Genomic DNA, 18,083 nt, shown 5'->3' with positions numbered 1-18,083 from the left:
CGCCTCCCGTCTCAGCATGCCTCCGGAACAGGCTCTCCCTGAGCGACGGACTCTTCCTGCAACACGCTTTCCAGAAAGTCCGCATCCTCCCGCACAAACCCGCGCGTCAAGTGCGCAAGCGCGCGGTAGAAGTCCGTCTGCGCGAATTCGAGCATGTCGTCCGTCAGAAAGGGCACCCAGGCCAGCAGGTGATCCGCCAGGAAGTTGCGCTGGGCGAGCAGCACGGCCTCGGTCTTCCCGCCCTGGCCCGCCGCACAGGCGTCCAGGGCCCGCTTGCTCATGATCTGCATGTACTCCAACTCGGTGGCGATGTGGTCCTCGCCCGCCTTCCACCGGTCGCTGTTCTCCAGCCCCGCCGCGCGGTAGACCGCCATCACCTCGTCGCGCGCATCCTGCATGATGAGGCGATCGGCCGACGTGTGCACCGACTCGTTGGGGTAGGCGGCCGCATGCCCTGTGGTATTCGACCCGATGAACACGCGCAGGTAGTCGCGCCGCAAATCTTCCAGGGTGCGCTCCCACGCGCCGCTCAAATACGCGTGCAGCAGCCGATAGCCCGCATCCACGTCGGCGTTGCCGGTGTTCACCGGGCAGCGCATCCGCTTGAGCTTGCCCAGATAAGCCTCGTCCACCTCCTCGCGGAACAGGCGGGCCAGCATGCCGTACGTGGCGTGGCGTCCTTCGAGCACCGAGGCCATCGTTATCCGTTTGCTCATTTCATCCTCGATTCGTATGAGGTGCGCGCCCGAGGCGCGGAGGCTTCCATCAGCGCCTTGCCCGCGTCGGTGGTGCACCAGCCGCCGCGCCACGAGAGCGCGCCCTTGCGCTCCAGCCGACCGACGAAGTAGCCCGAGTAGCGGCGCGGTTCTTGCAGGAGCGGGCTGTCGTTGACCAGCCGGTCGACCTCCTTGGCCGAACGGCCGCCTTCCTCGCAGCAGAAGTCGAGAATCTGCTGGTAAATATCCACGTACACGGGTTCTTTGCCCAAAAGCTCGCGGATCGCGCCCTCGTCGTCCTGAGCGTCCACCACGTCCAGCCCTTCGGGCGTGGCCTCCCACAGCCCCGGACGCTCTTCGGAAACCTCCAAGAACTCGATGTCCACTTCCTCCTCGCCGTCAAAGTAGCGCTCGCTCACCACCTCGGGCTCGTCGGCCGTCTCGTCGGCCGTCTCCTCGGCCGCTTCTCCGGCGACCTCGCTCTCGGCGGGCAGGTAGCGGATGGCGCCCGCCCGTTCCAGCAGCTCGCGGAAGACGACGGGCGAGTACACGCTGAAGTTGAACTCCAGCAGCCGCTCGGTCTCGGCGTCCATCTCGAGCCCCGACTTCGGCTCGCGGCAGTAGTCCACCAAGCGGAACAGGGTGCGCTTCTGCCCCGGCATGGAGTTCGCCAGCTCGGCAAAACGCTCCTGGGCGGGGCGATCGTCGGCGGCAGCTTCCTCGGACCGCTCCAGAGGCGCGCCCACGAGGGGTTCCTCCGGGGCGCCGTCGCCTTCTTGCTCCTCCTCGTCGAACGGGTCGAACACCTCGTCTTCGACGAAAAGCTCACGGATATCCGCATCCATGTCGTTTCCTCCTTCGGGAATCGTGGGCTTTCTGAAAGGGCGGGGTTGCAGATGGATGGTGGAGGTGCAACCCCGTCCTTTCAACAAGCCGGCCGCCTCGGGCCGTCCGAACCGCGGAGGGGGTGCGGTTCGGACGGGCACCTGGAGGGGGCGCTAGAAGTACAGGTAGAACGAAACGCCCACCGCATAGAGCACGATGCGGAAGCACACGCCGCCCACGAGCGCGCAGACGAGCGCCACGGCGGATGCCGGCAACGATGCGATCGGCTTCTTCCAGCCGAAGAACCCGCACACCGCCGCCACGAGCGATCCCAGCACCACCGAGCCGCCCCAGAACAGCAGCGCGTTGGCTCCCGCCAGCGGCGAAGCCAGCGTGCCCTGCGGATCCGCCGCAGGCGCCGTGGGATCGGTCGTGTGGAACGCGATGCCCACCTCGTTGAAGGGAATGGTGGTGTAGTACACGCCCGCGACGACGATCGCCGCAGCCGACACGATGCCGGCGATGCAGCTGAGCTTCGCCAGCGTGCGCACCACGCCTTCGTCCTCCTTGCAGGCAGCCGCGACCAGCCACGTGCCCACCGCGCCGAGGACGAACTCGCTCGCGTAGTAGTACAGGTAGAGCGTGGCGTTCGCCCACGCCGGGCGTGCCGGCATGTAGTAGGAGTGCGCGCATACGAAGCCCATGGCCACGCCGATGACGATGGCGACGATTCCCACCCACGCCGGCACGAGCTTGCCGGAAGGTGCGCCGTCGCCGGCCTTGCGCAGCATGCCGAACACCACGGCCAGGCCGATCACCATCACCACGATGCCGATAAGCTCTTGGGTGATGCCCGAGGTCAAATGCCCGAACCCGTTGAAGATGCGCTCCCAATGGTGCAGGTGGAAAAACGAGCACAGCCCGCCGATCACCAACCCTGCGAACTCCACGGCCAACATGGCCGCATGAAAGCGCTTCGTGCCCTTGCCGGCCACGAGCAGGCATCCTTGCAGCAGGAACATGCCCGAAACCAAGCAGATGAACAGCGTGAAGAACACCAGGGGATACTGAACGTCCATAACGGCTACCTCCACGTTCTATCTCGTAGGATGAAGCGATCGGACGGACGGTTGCCCGAATCGGGCAGGGCGTACACCTCGTCGTCCGCGAACGGCTTCACGTACTCCTCGTCCGTGAGGGACAAGGGCTCTCCGTTCGAGCCGAGCGACCCCTTGAAGTCGTCCCAGCCCTTCTCCATGTCGCCGAACCAACGCGCACGGCCGCCGCAGCTGGTAACGCAGGCGGGCAGCTCGCCCTCTTGGGTCTTCTGGTAGCAGCGCGTGCACTTCTCCACCACGCCTTCGTCCTCGTTGAGGTAGCGCACGCCGTACGGGCACGCCATGACGCAGAACTGGCAGCCGATGCACTTGTCCTTGTCCACCTGGACCGTGCCGTTCTCCATACGGTGCGAGGCGCCCGTAGGGCATACCTCCACGCACGACGGGTTCTCGCAGTGCTGGCACGACACGGGCAGGTAGTACATCTCGACATCGGGGTACGTGGCGCCCTCGCTCTTGGGGTTGGGGCCCACGCGCAGAACCTTGATCCAGAAGTTCCCGATGGGAACGTCGTTGGCCTCCTTGCACGCAACCATGCAGTTCAGGCAGGAAACACAACGGTTCAAATCGGTGACTATCGACAATTGAGTCATTACCGCTCCTTATCCGTCGCTACACGACTTCGTACTCGTAGGTGGGCAGCCATTCCTTCAAGCGCGGGTCGGTCGCCGTGTGGATGATCTCGGTACCGTCGTCGTCGCAGGGGCACGGATTGCCGAACGGCGAGTTCTCGGGCGTCGCCTTGTACACCTTCACCAGGTACGCACGGCAATTGCACGTGCCGCAGATGGGATCCTGCGATTCGTGATCCATGTTCACCATCACGTTGACGTTCGACAGATCCCAGCCGTGTTTGGGCGCGGACAGCTCCGGGTACCACCACTGGTGGTCGCACTCGATGGTGCCGGGGCGGATGCCGTAGAACAGATCGGCCACCTCGCGCACCTTGCCGCGCTTCGATTCGATCCAGCACCAATCGCCCTGCTCGATGCCCAGCTCGGCCGCCGTGTCAGGATGGATCTGGAACGTGGCGCACGGGGTGAGCTCGCGCAGCCACGGCTGCTGGCGACCCTCGTTGTGGAAGTACAGCGGGTTGCGGCGGCCGGACGTCATGATGATGGGGTACTCCTTGTACAGCTCGGGCGAGCTGTAGGGGCTCTCCACCGGCTCGCGGTAGCCCGGTATGCCGTTGTAGGAACCGGGGGCTTCCTGCCATTTCGTGTTCTTGCCGTGGTACGACTCCAACAGCGTGGACAGGATTTCGAACTTGCCCGTGGGCGTGTTGAACCCAGGCACAAACGGTGCCGCAGGATTCTCGGAATCGTGCGGGCGGAAGTGCCCCCACTGGAAGCGGTAGTAGTAGCCGAAGGGGCTGATCTCCTTGAGGTTCCACTGGCTGTGCTCCTGGTACTGGGCCACGTAGTCGTCCCAGTCCTTCGCGCGCAGGCGCGTGCCGTCGGGGGCGGGCACGGAAATCTCGAAGGGCAGGTCGTCGCGCATGGGCAGCACCGACATGTCCAGCATGTCCTTCTCGGTGGGCCAGGGCTTCATCCACTCGTCGGGCCACTGCGGAAGCGGCTTGTTCTGCGTGGGCCAGTACTCGTAGCCCATCTCCTTCGACAGCTCGCCGCAGATGTCGGCGGAGTCCCAGCTGGCCTCGCCCTGGCGCTTGACGCATTGCACCTGCGCGCCGATGGCGCCCTCTCCGCCCTGGGTGTAGCGCAGCACGCTGACCTCGAGGAAGTGGGCCGCCGGCAGCACGACGTCGGCAAGCTCGATGGTGGGGCTGTGCCACAGCTCCCAACCGCCGTAGAAATCGAGCGTCTCGAACGCCTGCCAGTTCTGCCACGCGTTGCCGGAATTGAAATGCTGGCCGGAGTTGGAGATCATGCCGCGGATGGGGTACGGATCGTCGTAGAGGATGGCCTCGGCCGCCGAGATGGGGTCGTGGAACAGCGCCGCGCCGCCCACCATCTGGAACCACGGCGTCAGCGGGAAGCGGTCGCCGCCCACCACCTTGGCCTGCTCCACCGGGTCGAGCGTGTTGTTCGCCCAGGGGATGTGGTACTGGAAGAACGTGTCCATGGTGAAGAACATGTTCTCGCAGCCGCGCTGGCCGCCCGGCGAGTCGATGTTGTTCATGAGCGCCGAGAGGATGAGCGGCAGCATGGAAGTCTGGATGGAGTTGCCGGCATGCTCGAGCGGCAGGTTGAACACGATGCCGCCTTTGCCCGGCTCCTCGCAGTACGCCGCAGCGGCCGCCTCGATCTTCGAGGGGTCCACGCCGCAGATCTCGCCCGTATGCTCCGAGGTCCAGGGTTCCAGATGGCGCTTGAACATCTCCCAAACCGGCTCGCACGTAACCGTGCGGCCGTCTTTCAGCGTGATCTCGTAGCTTCCCTCGAGCGCCGGGTCGATATCGACCGGGAATCCCGGATCGGTGGCCAGGATGCCGCCCTTGTACTCGGTGCAGTCGCGATCGATATCGGGATACTGGTACTCGGTCTGGCCCTCCCACAGGCAGTTCTTCGTGTCGAAGAACTGCAGCGAGTTGGACTTCGCATCCCAGTACGCCATCTTGCGCACGTCGCCGCCCTCCACGAGGTCGGATTCCTTCACGATGCGCGTTCGCACCTCGAGCGGATAGGAGCCCATCTCCTGCTTGCCCTCCAGGTCGCCCCACTGCGCCCACGTCCACCCGGTGGGCTCGATGTCCTCGCAGTAGAGGAAGGGGGCGTTCGTCCACTTCTTCACGAACAGCTCGTCGTAGGACTTCAGCTTCAGCACGCACTGGTGCAAAAGCCCGAGCGCGATGGCATCGTCGGTGCCGGGACGCAGGTCGAGCCAGATGTCGGCCTCTTTGCCGAGGTTCTGCATACGCGGACCCACGCAGATGGTGGTTTCGGCCTTCACATGCTCGTCCACCGTCACGCGGCAGGAGTTGTCGTAGTTCGACACCTCTTGGTTGGTGCCCCACTGGAAGTTGACCTTCTGGCCGTCGATGAGGTTGCACCAGTGCGCGCCAGGGAAGCAGATCATGGCCGCCGCGGACAGGCGCGGCCCCTTGCAGATGACGCCGGCGGGCGAGCCCGTGTTGGCCGTCTGCAGCAGGTAGGTGGGATACGCCTCGGTGGCGTACGTGGTGATGCGGCCGGTGCCGTGCAGCGTCTTGATGGCGTGCTGGCCGTACTTCTCGATGACGCTGTTCAAGCCGTCGGCCATGTACTTGATGGCCTCGTCGTGGCTCACGCGCTTCCACTGCGGATCCTGGCCCTTGGGCGTCGTGCGGATGAGCGGGTAGCGGATACGATCCGGATGGTACAGGGCCTGCACCGCGGCGCGGCCCTTGACGCACAGGTTGCCGCGGCTCGCAACGGCCCGATGATCGCCCTCGATGTGGACGACGCGGCCGTTCTTCACGGTGACCAGGTTGCCGCATTCCATCTTGCCGCAGCCGCGGCAGGTGGAGTGGATGATCTTGATCTCGTCCTCGGTGTCGGCATACGCAGAACCGGGGCTCTCCAACAGGGTGCTCGCGGTCTCGCTTGCCACAAGCGCCGCACCGGCGGTTGCCGCTGCAATCTTGAAAAACGAGCGTCTCGTCAAACTTGATTCGAGCATGCACATCCCCTTTCGCTTCACGATGATTCCTCGCCCTTTCTTTGATTCCCCGCTGCGCACCTTAGCCTGCGCGGCAGCGTCCGGGCAATCGCATGTATTCCCCTATTTGCCCCGCGGGCGCAAAAAAAGCGCCTCGTATCTTTTCCACGAGACGCTTTGTTTTACCTGATAAGAAGAGTGTTTGCACTCACATGCCCGCGACGAACCCAGGGGCTTCCCCGCCCAGCTCGGCGATGAAGCGGGACGGGGGCACGGTGGCCATAGCCGCATCGCCTTCCTTGCGAATGCGGCTCACCTGCATCCCCAGGGAAACGGCCTTTTCGGCCTGGTCCTTTTGGAAGCACGACACCACGAGCGTCTTCGCGGCCTTCGTGAGGGCGGCGTACCAGCACCGGCGATCCTCCGCCATCATGTCGGCTCGACGGTCCTCGTCGTATTCCATGCTGAAGGCCTCCGCCCGGGGAACGAAGCCGTCCACCGCGCCCGCCAGGACGACCACGTCGAAAGCCAAGCCGCACGCCATCTGCGGAAGGCCGATGCGCACGGCGTCCACATCGGCGAATGCGTTCTCGAGCCGACCCTGTGCGCGCGCGAACAGCTCGGAGGCGCTCTCCGTGCCCATGAGGGGCTCGAGCAGCGAGCGGACGTCGGCCGGCAGCTCCGCAGATCCAGCGCATCCTTCCAACAGCGAGAACCCGCGCTTCCCGCCCACCGACGCAATGAGCGCCGCGCCCTCCCGGTACCGATCGAGCAGCACGTCGGCGCCCGCAAAGGGCGGCTCGTCGAAGGAGCCCAGCGATCCCAGCGCCTCCACGACGCCCGTTCCGCGCTCCGCGGCGAACTCCTCCAACCGGCACCAGTGGTTCGAATGCGTCAGGTAGTCGCCGAACCCGCACCATCCGCGCCACGCCACCGCATCGCACGGGTCGGCCGCCAGGTTCAAGGCGACGTAGGCGCGCAGGCTCGCGCACTTCTTCTCATCGCGCGGATCGCCCTTCAGCGCGTGGTAGCTGACGAACTGGTCGGTCTTCACGCCGTTGACGTTGAGCATCTTGGCCAGCGCGCGTCCCCACAGCGCGTTCGGCACGGCGATGAACACGTCGCGCGGACGCAACGGGTCGGCCTCGTCGGCGAGGCGGTGCTTGAGGTAGCGCGTGATGCCCGCGAACTCATCGCCCGGGGTGGTCCAGCGCACGATGCGCACGTCGCCCGCAGGCGCGTCCTCGTCCAACTCCACCAGCACGTCCTCGTCCATGCCCCCGCGCGCCACCAGCGAGTTGGCCATCGCGCATACGCGCTGAGGACACCGCAGACCGCGCTTGAGCGTGAACGATTCCGCTTCCTCGTGCTCGTCGACGAACGAGAGAAGGCCCTGCGCATGAGGATACGGCTCGGCCGTGGGAACCAGCTCGTTCACGTTTCCGCAGACCGCGAGACTCTTCGTCGCCAGCAGATCGAGCGTCGCCTGCGATGCCTTGTTGAGGTTCTGGTAGTCGTCGACCAGCACGTGCGCTTTCCGCCACACGCGCGCCTCGCCGGGATGCGCGCTCAGATAGCGAAACGTCACGTTGGACAGCTCGGGAGCGAGCATCGCCCCGCGCATCGTCACATGGCCCTTGATGGTTTCGTGGACGGCGCGTTCGTCATCCTCGACGAGGAAGTCGTCCCCGTCGTCGGCAAGCTCGGTCCATTGCCGATAGAAGAACCGCAGCATCTCGCGCAAGCGCTTGACCTTGAGGCCGACCACCTTCATGTCCTCCATAAGGATGCGCTCCTCGAAGTCGGACAGCAACCGCGGCACGCGCCCCGTCGTCGCGCGCGCATGATCGCTCGCCAGCACCTCGACGAAGTACGCGGCCGGCGTGCAGACGCGCACGTCCTCGGCACCCGGCACCTCGCTGCGCGCAATGCGGCCGCGCAGCGCATCGGCCGCCGAACGCGTCGCCGCCAGCACCAGCACGTTGTCCGGGCTCGTCCCGTCGCGCAGCAGCCGCTCGAGGCGGCGCACGACGGCGAGGGTCTTGCCGGTGCCCGCGCCGCCGATCACCCGAATGAAGCGTGCGTCGCTTTCGGCGATTCGATCCAGCAGCGCCTCGTGTTGCAGTTCGGCCATACGTCCATCATCCTCCGTTCGAAGCCGCGGCCGCCGCACGTCCCGCCATCCGCTGTCGCGGCCCGTTTACGGTCGGTCGTCGGGCTCATCGTTGCCCATCGTGCATTCCAGCAGGTCGAGAAGCTCTTGATTGCTGTGCACGTCCAGCTTGTGATACAGGTTGCGCATGTGCGTTTGGAACGTGCTCTTGGAGATGAACAGCTTCTCCTGCACGAACGACCCGCTCCTCCCGCGCATGACCAGGCGCATGATCTCCGCCTCGCGCTGCGTCAGGCCGTGGCCGGTGGAAATCTGGCGGCACGCGCGGCGAAAGCGCCCCGTGCGCACGACGGGCTCGGGCATGAGATCCCATACGTTTCCCACGCTCTCTCCCCTGAACGCCAGGGTGAGCGCCACCAGCACGTAGGCGAGCACGCTCAAGGAAACCGCTTCGAACACCTCGAAGCCCGTGCTCACCAGCAGCTGGCGCATGGCGATGCCCACGGCGGCCGATCCCTCCAGCAGCAAGCGCGACACCAGAAACGTGCGGACGGTCCCGATGCGCGCGTACACCTTCGGAAGCTGCAGCCAGAGCATGACGTCGAACAGCACGTACGCCAGCCGCACGATGAAAAACGACACCGGCAGCAACTCGGTTTGGAGCGCGGCGATCATGCATTGCGCGAATCCTGCAAGCGGCAGGATGGCCAGATTGGCCGCGCTGTAACCGAAATTCTTGCCCGTCTTCACCGCGTACGCTAAAACCACAGCGCCCACCAGGCCGTTCACCAACAAGCATCCCACCGACATCTCGATGCCCATCTCCGCGTAATCGAACGCGAACCCGTACGCCAGCCCGTACACCAGCCCCATGGCCGTCAGCCCCAGAGCCAAGCGCCACGGCAGGCGCGTGGCCGCCGGATCGACCGGGGTTCGAGGCGCGGCCTGCGCTGCCGTCCCACGCGCGCGCGTCGCGCACACGATGGCGACGCCCGACGCAAAGGGCAGCAGGGCGATAAGCGGCGCGGCGGCCTCGAAGGGAAGCAGCAGCGCCGCGCACGTCACGGCGAACGAAACCAGCAGGCCTCCACCCACCTGCAACGACGCATGTTCGTCGCCGCGGGCGAACTGCAGAGCCCAGCTCACGAGGATGCACCCCGATCCCAGCCCCGCCGCAGCCGAGGCGATGCACACCAGCATCGGCAATGCGCCGACATCGCCCGCGAAGGCCGCTGCGGCAACAAGCGCCGTCCCGGCGGAGGATACCCCCGCGCACAAGAGCAGCCGCCCGTTCCATTGGGCGACCAGGCGTCGATACCGGACCACGCACAACAGCACCCAGGCCAGATACCCGGCAAACGAGGATATCTCCCCCGCCGCCGCCATGCCCTCGGTGACGCCGCCCGCCGGAAACAGCTTTGGCGAGAACCACGCAAGGTATATCCATGCCAAAAGCAGGCCGAGCGCAAGCGCGCTCATGAGCGGTGCGCTTGCGAGCATCCCGAACCGCCCTGATCCCATCCGCAGATCGGCTCGTCCCAGCGGCTCGCTTTCGGGAGGAGCGTCTTCGCGCCGACCCTGATCGTCGTCCTTTGCCGACGGCTTCAAGTACTCGTCTTGATCGTTCGTCATCATGCTCATCGGTCCGTCCTCCACGCTGCGATCGGGAGATCGCAGCCCATCCCCCGCTGGCCGAGGCGTCGTCGCGCCATCCTCGTCCAAGCATACTACCGATCACGTCCGTTCATCGACCTCCTTCTCATTGGTTGATGCTGGTTGAAGCAGCCCGCCCGCCACGAACCCTCGCGCAATCCCCGGATCGCGCATCGGGGCTTCGGGGTCGCAGCGCATCGAGGTGCTGGACGGAGCAGCACCGCCCAGCACCTCGACGGGTCGTCAGCGCCAGGCCAACTCGTCGCCGTTCCAGAACAGCTCCTCGTAGCTGCCCGTGATGCCCTCGCCCTCGCTCGCACCGTGCAAGGGCAGGTCGACGCCGTAGTCCTCGATCGCCTGCAAGGGGTCGTGCCCCACGTTCCAAGGATTGCCACGCGATTCCGTGTACATGAGCTCGCCCATTCGTCCGCCCGAGTTCACGTGGTAGTCGAACTCGTCAGCACCTCCCTCGTACGAACCGAGGTTGACCTCGTAGTACAGGTTGGGATCGGGCGTGTGGTTCGTGATGGTGGTGCGCTCGACGTAGTACACGCCGTAGTCGTCGGAATGGCGCAGGTTCAGGGTGCGCACGCCGTTCATGTTCACGTTGTGGAACTCCGCCGTCGTACCGTCTTCGAACACAACCTGCAACAGGTAGTTCAGCGGCATGGAAAGCGCGACGCCGGAACCGTTCGCGACGTCCCGCTCCGCGTAGCCGTACTCGAAGTTCCAGCAAGCGCTCTCGCCGTCGGATAGGGTTCCGCTCATCTGGTTGCCGGGATACGACGAGTCGCCGGACGTTCGGAACGAGAACTCCTTCACCGTCTTGCCCAGGCTGTTCGTCACGACGATCGGCGAAGCCCCCTCGACGTCGGAACCGATGGTCACGGCAAGAGCCCTCGCCTCGGCCACGGTGTCGGCATTCTGGTTCGCGATGGAGGCCGTGTAGTTGATTCCCTCCACCGGGTAGCCGTTTCGATCGTCGACGAGATTGTCGTACGCGTCGTTTCCCTGCACCGTCGGCTCGTAGCTCGTGGCGGCATAGCACAGGCCGCCGCCCGCCCCCAAGCTGACGGCGAGCGTCGCCGCAACGGCCACGCCTCGTGCGCTCTTTTTTGGGTTCATAGACCCTCCTTATTGTCAGAGAGCTCATTGTGCTTGCGCAGGAACGCGGCGCCCGCGCGAACGTCATGGGGAAATGAAGGGCAAGAGCCTCGTTCGCCCACGCAGCCGCAGCCTACAAGAGGCATAGTACGGGCGCGCAGGCGCCGAACGCTATAGCATAATTTCCATGATCTTAGTGTTTACGCAGGTGGCATAGAGGAAACGTACGGCGTTTCGAGACGCGCCTACCGCTGACGCACGATGCCGCGCCCTGAGGGGCGCGGCATCGCTGGGAGGGAGGGATGTCGTCGGAAAGGGGCTACGCGGTGGCGGCGTGCTTGCCGGCCACGCGGCCGCTCGTCATGGCGTTGCCCATGTTGTTGCCGGCCGAGGGGCAGTTGTAGGCGTTGCCGTAGCGCTCGCCCATCGTGTTGCCCACGGCGTACAGGCCGTCGATCACCGCGTTCTTCGACGCGGTCAGCACCTGGTAGCTGCCGTTCACGCACAGGCCCGCCAGCGTGTTGAGGCCGGGACCGTACAGCTTGTTCGTACCCTGCACGGCCAGGTAGAACGGACCCTCGTCGATGGGGATCAGCAGGTTCTCCGGCTTGCCGAAGTCGGTGTCCTTGCCCGCCGCGCACAGCTCGTTGTAGCGCTCGACGCTGGCCTTGGCGTTCTCGAGCGCCTCGCCCTCGAGGCCCGCGTTCTTCAGCACCTCCTCGACGGTGGCGCCCACGAAGATCTCGTTCACGAACGGGCTCGTGCGGTTCGCGATCTCCAGGCCGCGCACCTCAGCGGTGCCGACGGCGGGGTCGGCCGCCTCCATGTTCGCCTGGAACTCCTCGATGCCCTCGGGGAAGCCCCAGTTGGGAGCGCCGTGATCGAGGCCGCCCGCCTGGATGTACTGCATGTACTTGCTGTCCATGATGGCGAAGTTGCCCACCATCTTGGCGTCCAGGTCGATGGGCTGGCGCGCCGACTGCGCCAGCACGAGGCCGGCGAACGACTCGTTCATGAAGCGCTGGCCGTTGCAGTTCATCCACAGGCACGGCGTGGAGCCCCAGGGGCCGAACGAGATGGAAGGCGCGTCGCCCGCCACCGGGCGCGGATGGCTCTCGATGGCACCGCCCGCCCAGCATCCGATCTTGTGGCCGGAGCCGTCGCAGTCGGTCATGCCCATGAGCTCGCCGCGATCCACGCCGTGGCGCTCGGCGTTCTCGGCGCATTCGGAGCACAGCTCCCACACCATGTCGGTGTTGCCGCCGAAGTCGCCCGTGGCCAGGATGACGCCCTTGGACGCCTCGTACTTCACGTAGTTTCCGTCGGCGTCCTCGGCGATGACGCCGGTCACGGCTCCGTCGGCGTCCTGCACGCAGCGTGCCGCGGTCTGCCCGCAGAACCACTCCGCGCCCAGGTCCTCGGCCGCATCGCGGCAGTACTCCTCGATCTCGGCCAGGCGCGAGATGCCCGTCTTCTGCTTCTTGCCCACGGGCTGCTCGTTCTTCGTGCCCACCGTCTGCACGGTGGAGGCCCACATCTTGTAGCCCGATACCTCCACGGGGTAATCGGCGCCGCTGGGCTTGTCGTAGGCGATCTGCACGATGCACTGCCCGCCCTCGTAGTCGAACACGTCCGACGTCTCGGGGATGAGCGAGGCCAGGTTGTCCATCATCTCGCCGGAGTTGTACACGAACGAGCGGATGACCTCGGTGTTGCACCGGCCGTTGGCGCGGCGCACGTACTCGTTGACGATCTCGTCGAGGTCGTACGGGCCGAAGCCCCACGCCTCGAGCATCTGGGAGTTGTACGAGCAGATGTCGTCGCCGCGGTAGACGATCTCGCCGTCGTTGTGCTTCTCGATGACGGCCACCTTCGCACCCTCCTGCGCCGCCGCGAGCGCCGCCTGCGTGCCGGCATGGCCGCCGCCCACCACCACGACGTCGAAGCTCTTCGTCTCCGCGATGTCGGCGTCGGCGATCTCGGGCGCGCTGCCCAGCCAATCCTCGTCGCACATGTAATAGGTCGGGCGCGCCGCCGCGCCCTCGGCGGACGACGCGTCGCCGCCCTTCGCCGATGCGGCCGACGTCTGCGGCGCGCATCCGGTCAGCCCCGCCATCGCGCCGACGATGCCCGCGCTCGCCGCGCCCACCAAGAAGTTCCTGCGAGAAAGCTCCATGTTCCCCATCTCCTTTGCGTTGTGCTTCTGCGTTGTGCCTTGAACTCTGCGCCCCCATCTTTGCCTCCGGCGGCGCGCGCTTCCATCCGAAAAAACGTTGATTTCCGTTTCCGCAGATGGGACGGTCATCTCAACGGTTTTACGTAGACCGTCTCAACGCTGGTCGTTTGCGCAGGTGAAGTGCGTGAATGGTATAATGCGACGCACACGGCGGGAAGGGAGCGACCATCGAGGCACAACGCAACAGCACGAAAGAGCCTGGCAGCGCGCGGACGGGCGGCGAGATTTCACCGCCCGCGACGGCCGCGCTGATCGTCGGGGTCGCCTGCCTGTTCTCCACGCTGCTCATCTACTCGGGCACCGTCATCTCGTTTCTGCGCTTCGAGCACGCCGAGCTGTTCATGGGCACGTTCGCGGAAACCACCCTGCTGGCCGCCACGCTGTTCGGAGCGCTGTTCGTGGGGCTGTCGCTGACGGGCAAGCGCCTCCCCTTCATGCTGCTCGGCGCGGGAGGCGGCATCCTGTACCTGTGCTGCGCGCTCGCGTTCGCGTACTTCTCCTGGTTCGGCAGCCCGGACGACGCGCCGATCATCGCGCTGTCCACGGCCGTGGCCCTCGGCGACGCGTGCCTGGCGCTCGCCTGGGGGCGCATCTGCGCGCGCTTCAAGATCAAGCGCGCGCTCGTCGCGGTCTCGCTCGCCAGCATGCTGTCGGCGGGCATCTGCTTCCTGTACGCCGTCCTGCCGCTGCCGGGCGTGACGGTGCTGTTCGTGCTGAGCTCCATCGTGGCCGTCATCGTCCCCCTCGCGTTCTCGGGGATGGCGCACGACGGCGACGAGGCGGCGCCCGAGCGTCCCGAGGGCCGCACGGCAAGCGCCACCATCGCCTCGCTGGCCGACGTCATCGTCGCGCCGGGGCTGGGGCTGCTCGTGTTCGCATTCGCGATGGCGGTCATGCGCACCGCGTTCAACGAAAGCCAGGACGCCTACCTGGCCGCGCTCGCGCTCGACGCGGCGGCGCTGCTGGCCTACACGGCCCTGCGCAAGAAGCGCTTCGCGCTGCGCGGCGGCATGCACCAGACGTTCCTGCCGCTCATGGCCATGGTGCTGCTGGCCGCCACGAGCATCTCCGCGTCCGTCGGCAGCGGATCGGCGCTCGTGTCGTTTTTGACCTACGCGCTGTACGCGCTCGCCGCCATCCTCACGCTGGCCACGCTGTGCGCCATCGCAAACGCGGGCGAGTTCTCGGCCGACCTCGTGTTCTCCACCGCCGTGCTGCTGTTCTGCGCCGCCTCGTTCGCCGGCCAGAGCTTCGCGAGCGTGCTCGACGACGACCTCGTCCACGTGGCGGTGACGGTGACCACCACGCTGTACGCGTTCGTCATGGTGCTGTCGTCGTACGTGCGCCGCACGCGCGACGCCCGCGACGAGCCGCGCGCCGCCGAACGCATCGAGGACGAGGCGACGCCCGCCCGTTCGCTCGATCGCTGCGCCCAGCTGGCCGCCGCGCACAACCTCACGGCGCGCGAGCAGGAGATCCTCGCCTACCTCGCCGAGGGGCACAGCGGCGCCTACATCTCCGACGTCCTGTTCATCTCGCCGAACACGGTGCGCACCCACATCCACAACATCTACCGCAAGCTCGACGTGTCGTCGCGCGAGGACATCCTGCGCCTGACGAAGTCCGCAACCACCGTTTGATGCTCCCGTTTCCGCAGGTCGCAAGAACGAACGGTGTTCGCCGAAAATATATGTTGTGATTTCGTGGAGAGGGGTGGTATAATCATCCGTGCATTTACAGAGGCTTTGATGCTTCGGTAAAGATAAGGGTTCTGTTTTTTGGAGGGGGCAGAACCCTTTGTCTTTCTTTGGGACGTTCGCGTCCCATTTTTTATGCCCGCGTTCCGACGCTACGCCGCATCGTCCAGCACGTCGGCGAGAAACGCACGGTCGGTTTCGAGCACGCCCAGCACGATGTCCGCGAGCGCGCGGTAGAAGCCCGTGCGCGCGATGCGCTGCACGTCGGCGGCGAACGCGGGCACCCAGTTCAGCAGATGCTCCTCGAGGAACGCGCGGCGAGTTTCCAACAGGCGCGCGCACGCCCCTTCGTCCCCCGCATCGAAGGCGTCGGCGGCGCGCTCGCCCAGCAGCTGCATGAACTCCAGCTCGAACGCCAGGTGGTCCTCCGGCTCGCACGCCTCGTCCACCAGCACCACCTTCGCCGCGCGGTACGCCGCCAGCACCTCGTCGCGCGCGTCCTGCATCAGCAAGCGCTCGGGCGACGTGTACACCGATTCGTACGGAAACGCCACGTGCTCGATCTCCTGCGTCACGCCGATGAACGTATGCAGGAAGTCCACCGCCAAATCGCCGCGCATGCGCTCGCCGCCCGCGCTCACGGCAGCGCACAGGCCGCGGTAGCCCGCATCGAGGTGGCCGTTGCCCGTATCGGCGGGAAGCTTCATCGTCCGCAAGCGCGCAAGCGCATCGTCGTCGACCTCGGTGCGCAGCAAGCGGGAGCAAAACCCGTATGCCGCATTCTGCTGGCGGAGCGCCTCCACAAGAGCGCTCGTTCCCTCGTTCGTCATCATGCCTCCTTCGCGGCAACGCCGCTCTCGTCGTGCTCCTTATCGCGCAGCGCTTCCAGCAGGTTGCGGCCGCGCGGGGTGATGCGCCAGGCATCGGCCCACTCCATCGCATCGACCCGTTCCAGCTCTCCCAGGAAATAGCCGGCGAACAAACGCGGGCTCTGCGCGAGCGGATGGGGATCGATCGCCTCGTCGATAGCGCTTTTCGACCGCGGGCGCTCGGCTGCCAGCTCCAGCAGCGCGCGGTACACCGGCACGTAGACCGCGTCTTTGGCCAACAGCGCCTCCGCCTTCGCGCCTAGAGGGTCGGCGTCGAGATAGGCCGCGCCCTCCTCCGTGAGCGACCACGTGCCCTCGGCCGGATCGACCGCCACGAGGTTGCCGTCCTCGTCGACGGGAACCTCCGGCCCCTCGCCCGCAGCGCGCGCGGCCTCCGCCGCAAGCTCCTCCTCGCTGGGCTCGTACGCCAAGGCGCCGTACCGCTCCAGCAGCGCGCGCAATTCCACCGGGCGGTAGACCGAGCGGTTGCACCGCAGCACCTCGCCCATGACCGCATCCAGCTCGCCGGGCGTGCGCGGCACGCGGCACGCTTCCAGCGCGGCCATCAGCACCTTCTGGCATCCGGGTGCCGCTTTGAACACCTCTTCGACTCTCATTGCTCCTCCTTCAAATCAAGCTCGGCCGCAGACGACCCGAGCGCGGGCTTCTTGGGCAAGAACGGGAACGTTATGGCATGCGCCGGACACGCATCGGCGCAGGCGCGGCATTTCACGCACTCGTTCAGCGGGGCAGAGGCCGCCGAGTCGTGCAGGTCGATGCCCTCGGGGCACGCCTCGGCGCAGCGGCGGCACCCCTCCCCGTGCGCGGCGTGCAGACACGCTTTCGCAGCGGCGCTCGGGCGGAACGTCCGGTTGCCGCGCGAGATCAGCGACAGCAGCGCCCCCAACGGGCAGAACCGATGGCACCATTTCCGCGCTACCGCCAGCTCCAAAACGAGCAGCGCCGGAAACACCGCCAACGACCAGGTGACCTCGTTGAACTGGAGCACCCGCCACACCACGACGAGCGTGCCGAACGTCAGCCCCACCGGGCACACGAGGCAGAACACCGGAAAGCCAAGCGCCGCAGTGGAGAGCAGCGCCCCGCCGAGCACCCACATACGCGAGTCGCCCGCCACGCCCGCCTCCCGCTTCGCGGGCGCGGGCACGCTCGCCTTCTTCCCGCGAAACGCCCGCTTCAGCAGGGGCACGGGGCAACCCCAAGCGCAGAACGCGCGGCCCAGAAGCAGCGTGATCACCACGACGACGGCCAGCCCGATGAGCATCGGCGGCACCACCGTCCTCGACGCGATGGCCGCCTCCAAGCCTCCCAGCGGGCACAACGCCGCGATGTCGGCGATCCCGAACGAACTGGGCGTGCCCGTGCCCGTATGGAACGCCAGGCCCGCGCACACGAGCGCCGCCACGCCGAGCGCGCTCAATATCCGCAAGGTGGACGCCGGGGGCTTCCTCATGCCATCATCTCGCTCTCATCGTTCGCCACCGTCGTGCCCAGGCGCTCGTAGCGCGCGGGCGAAACCACCACGATGCCGCGCCGCGTGCCGCCCGCGAACGAGCGGTACACGAGCGCCGGGCACACGTTTTCGCACACGCCGCAGCCGTTGCACGCCGCCGCATCGACCACCGGGTGCCCGGTCTCGTCAAGCGCGATCGCCTCGTACGGGCACGCCTTCTCGCATTCGACGCACCCCTCGAAGTACGCGATGCAGCGGTCCTTCTGCACGACGGCCACGCCCAGCTCGTCGCGTTCGGGGTCGAACGGGCCCAGCGCCCCGGTCGGGCAGCACTCCTGGCACTTCCCGCAGAAATCGCAGTACCCTCGATGGAAATCGAGCACGGGCGTGCGAGCTTGCAGCAGCCCGTCCTCCACATGCGCGACCCCCACCACGTTCGTCGGGCACGCGCTGCGGCAGCGATCGCATTTCACGCATGCCGCCCACAGCGCGCCCTCGTCCTGACCCCCCGGCGGGCGCAACAGGTCGCCGTCGCCGGCGAACGCCTTCGCCGCTCCGCCCACGCCGGCGCAGGCGGCCGTGGCGGCGGCGAATCCCAAAAACGCCCGCCTCGTGTAATCAGCCATATCTCGCCTTGCTTTCTTCCATCGTCCCGGGCGACGCACGCGTCGCCCGGGA

Annotated in this window: 14 protein-coding genes; 1 reads left to right on the top strand and 13 read right to left on the bottom strand. The window is 66.4% G+C overall.

All coding sequences use genetic code 11. The annotated features are described in order from the left end of the window. Nucleotides 1-11 precede the first annotated feature (11 nt). The 9 genes from GS424_RS03720 to GS424_RS03680 all read right to left on the bottom strand — a co-directional run bounded on the left by GS424_RS03720 (nucleotide 12) and on the right by GS424_RS03680 (nucleotide 13,305). Nucleotides 12-716: a TorD/DmsD family molecular chaperone gene (locus GS424_RS03720; protein ID WP_160943442.1), complete on the bottom strand. Its 705-nt coding sequence runs from the start codon at nucleotides 714-716 to the stop codon at nucleotides 12-14. Next, on the bottom strand, nucleotides 713-1,561 hold the full coding sequence (locus tag GS424_RS03715; RefSeq protein ID WP_160943443.1) for a hypothetical protein: 849 nt from the start codon (nucleotides 1,559-1,561) through the stop codon (nucleotides 713-715). The genes GS424_RS03720 and GS424_RS03715 overlap by 4 nt, the downstream gene beginning before the upstream one ends. Before the next feature lie 153 nt (nucleotides 1,562-1,714). Further along, nucleotides 1,715-2,620, bottom strand: a complete 906-nt coding sequence (locus GS424_RS03710) for a dimethyl sulfoxide reductase anchor subunit family protein (RefSeq protein ID WP_160943444.1) — start codon at nucleotides 2,618-2,620, stop codon at nucleotides 1,715-1,717. A gap of 5 nt (nucleotides 2,621-2,625) precedes the next feature. Then, complete coding sequence (locus GS424_RS03705) at nucleotides 2,626-3,252, bottom strand: 4Fe-4S dicluster domain-containing protein (RefSeq protein ID WP_160943445.1); 627 nt, start codon at nucleotides 3,250-3,252, stop codon at nucleotides 2,626-2,628. Nucleotides 3,253-3,271: 19 nt separating this feature from the next. Further along, a complete protein-coding gene (locus tag GS424_RS03700; protein WP_160943446.1) occupies nucleotides 3,272-6,280 on the bottom strand; it encodes a molybdopterin-containing oxidoreductase family protein in 3,009 nt (1,002 codons plus the stop codon). A gap of 187 nt (nucleotides 6,281-6,467) precedes the next feature. Further along, nucleotides 6,468-8,393: a UvrD-helicase domain-containing protein gene (locus tag GS424_RS03695; RefSeq protein WP_160943447.1), complete on the bottom strand. Its 1,926-nt coding sequence runs from the start codon at nucleotides 8,391-8,393 to the stop codon at nucleotides 6,468-6,470. 66 nt (nucleotides 8,394-8,459) lie between these two features. Then, the gene (locus GS424_RS03690) at nucleotides 8,460-10,013 is read right to left on the bottom strand and encodes a helix-turn-helix transcriptional regulator (protein WP_160943448.1); all 1,554 of its coding nucleotides are present in this window, start codon (nucleotides 10,011-10,013) and stop codon (nucleotides 8,460-8,462) included. Between the two features lie 255 nt (nucleotides 10,014-10,268). Beyond that, entirely contained in the window at nucleotides 10,269-11,150 is an 882-nt protein-coding gene (locus GS424_RS03685) for a hypothetical protein (protein WP_160943449.1), read from the bottom strand. 298 nt (nucleotides 11,151-11,448) lie between these two features. Further along, on the bottom strand, nucleotides 11,449-13,305 hold the full coding sequence (locus GS424_RS03680; RefSeq protein ID WP_160943450.1) for an FAD-binding protein: 1,857 nt from the start codon (nucleotides 13,303-13,305) through the stop codon (nucleotides 11,449-11,451). A gap of 401 nt (nucleotides 13,306-13,706) precedes the next feature. Here GS424_RS03680 and GS424_RS03675 point away from each other — a divergent pair, with 401 nt between their 5' ends. After that, nucleotides 13,707-15,005 (top strand): helix-turn-helix transcriptional regulator, encoded by a 1,299-nt coding sequence (locus GS424_RS03675; RefSeq protein ID WP_244977665.1) that lies wholly within the window; start codon nucleotides 13,707-13,709, stop codon nucleotides 15,003-15,005. Nucleotides 15,006-15,214: 209 nt separating this feature from the next. Here GS424_RS03675 and GS424_RS03670 read toward each other — a convergent pair whose 3' ends face one another. The 4 genes from GS424_RS03670 to GS424_RS03655 are packed head-to-tail and all read right to left on the bottom strand — an operon-like array spanning nucleotide 15,215 to nucleotide 18,031. After that, nucleotides 15,215-15,895 carry a TorD/DmsD family molecular chaperone gene (locus GS424_RS03670; RefSeq protein ID WP_244977664.1) on the bottom strand — a complete coding sequence of 227 codons (681 nt, stop codon included), beginning with the start codon at nucleotides 15,893-15,895 and terminating at the stop codon, nucleotides 15,215-15,217. After that, nucleotides 15,892-16,548: a hypothetical protein gene (locus GS424_RS03665; RefSeq protein ID WP_160943452.1), complete on the bottom strand. Its 657-nt coding sequence runs from the start codon at nucleotides 16,546-16,548 to the stop codon at nucleotides 15,892-15,894. The genes GS424_RS03670 and GS424_RS03665 overlap by 4 nt, the downstream gene beginning before the upstream one ends. After that, nucleotides 16,545-17,405, bottom strand: a complete 861-nt coding sequence (locus GS424_RS03660) for a 4Fe-4S binding protein (protein WP_160943453.1) — start codon at nucleotides 17,403-17,405, stop codon at nucleotides 16,545-16,547. Before GS424_RS03660 ends, GS424_RS03665 begins: the two co-directional genes overlap by 4 nt. Then, a complete protein-coding gene (locus tag GS424_RS03655) occupies nucleotides 17,402-18,031 on the bottom strand; it encodes a 4Fe-4S dicluster domain-containing protein (RefSeq protein ID WP_160943454.1) in 630 nt (209 codons plus the stop codon). The genes GS424_RS03660 and GS424_RS03655 overlap by 4 nt, the downstream gene beginning before the upstream one ends. Between the last annotated feature and the right edge of the window lie 52 nt (nucleotides 18,032-18,083).

Source organism: Eggerthella guodeyinii (genome assembly GCF_009834925.2).
GTDB lineage: Bacteria > Actinomycetota > Coriobacteriia > Coriobacteriales > Eggerthellaceae > Eggerthella > Eggerthella guodeyinii.
Note: the sequence above shows the minus strand (reverse complement) of the source record. Positions and strands in the feature narration are given on the sequence as shown.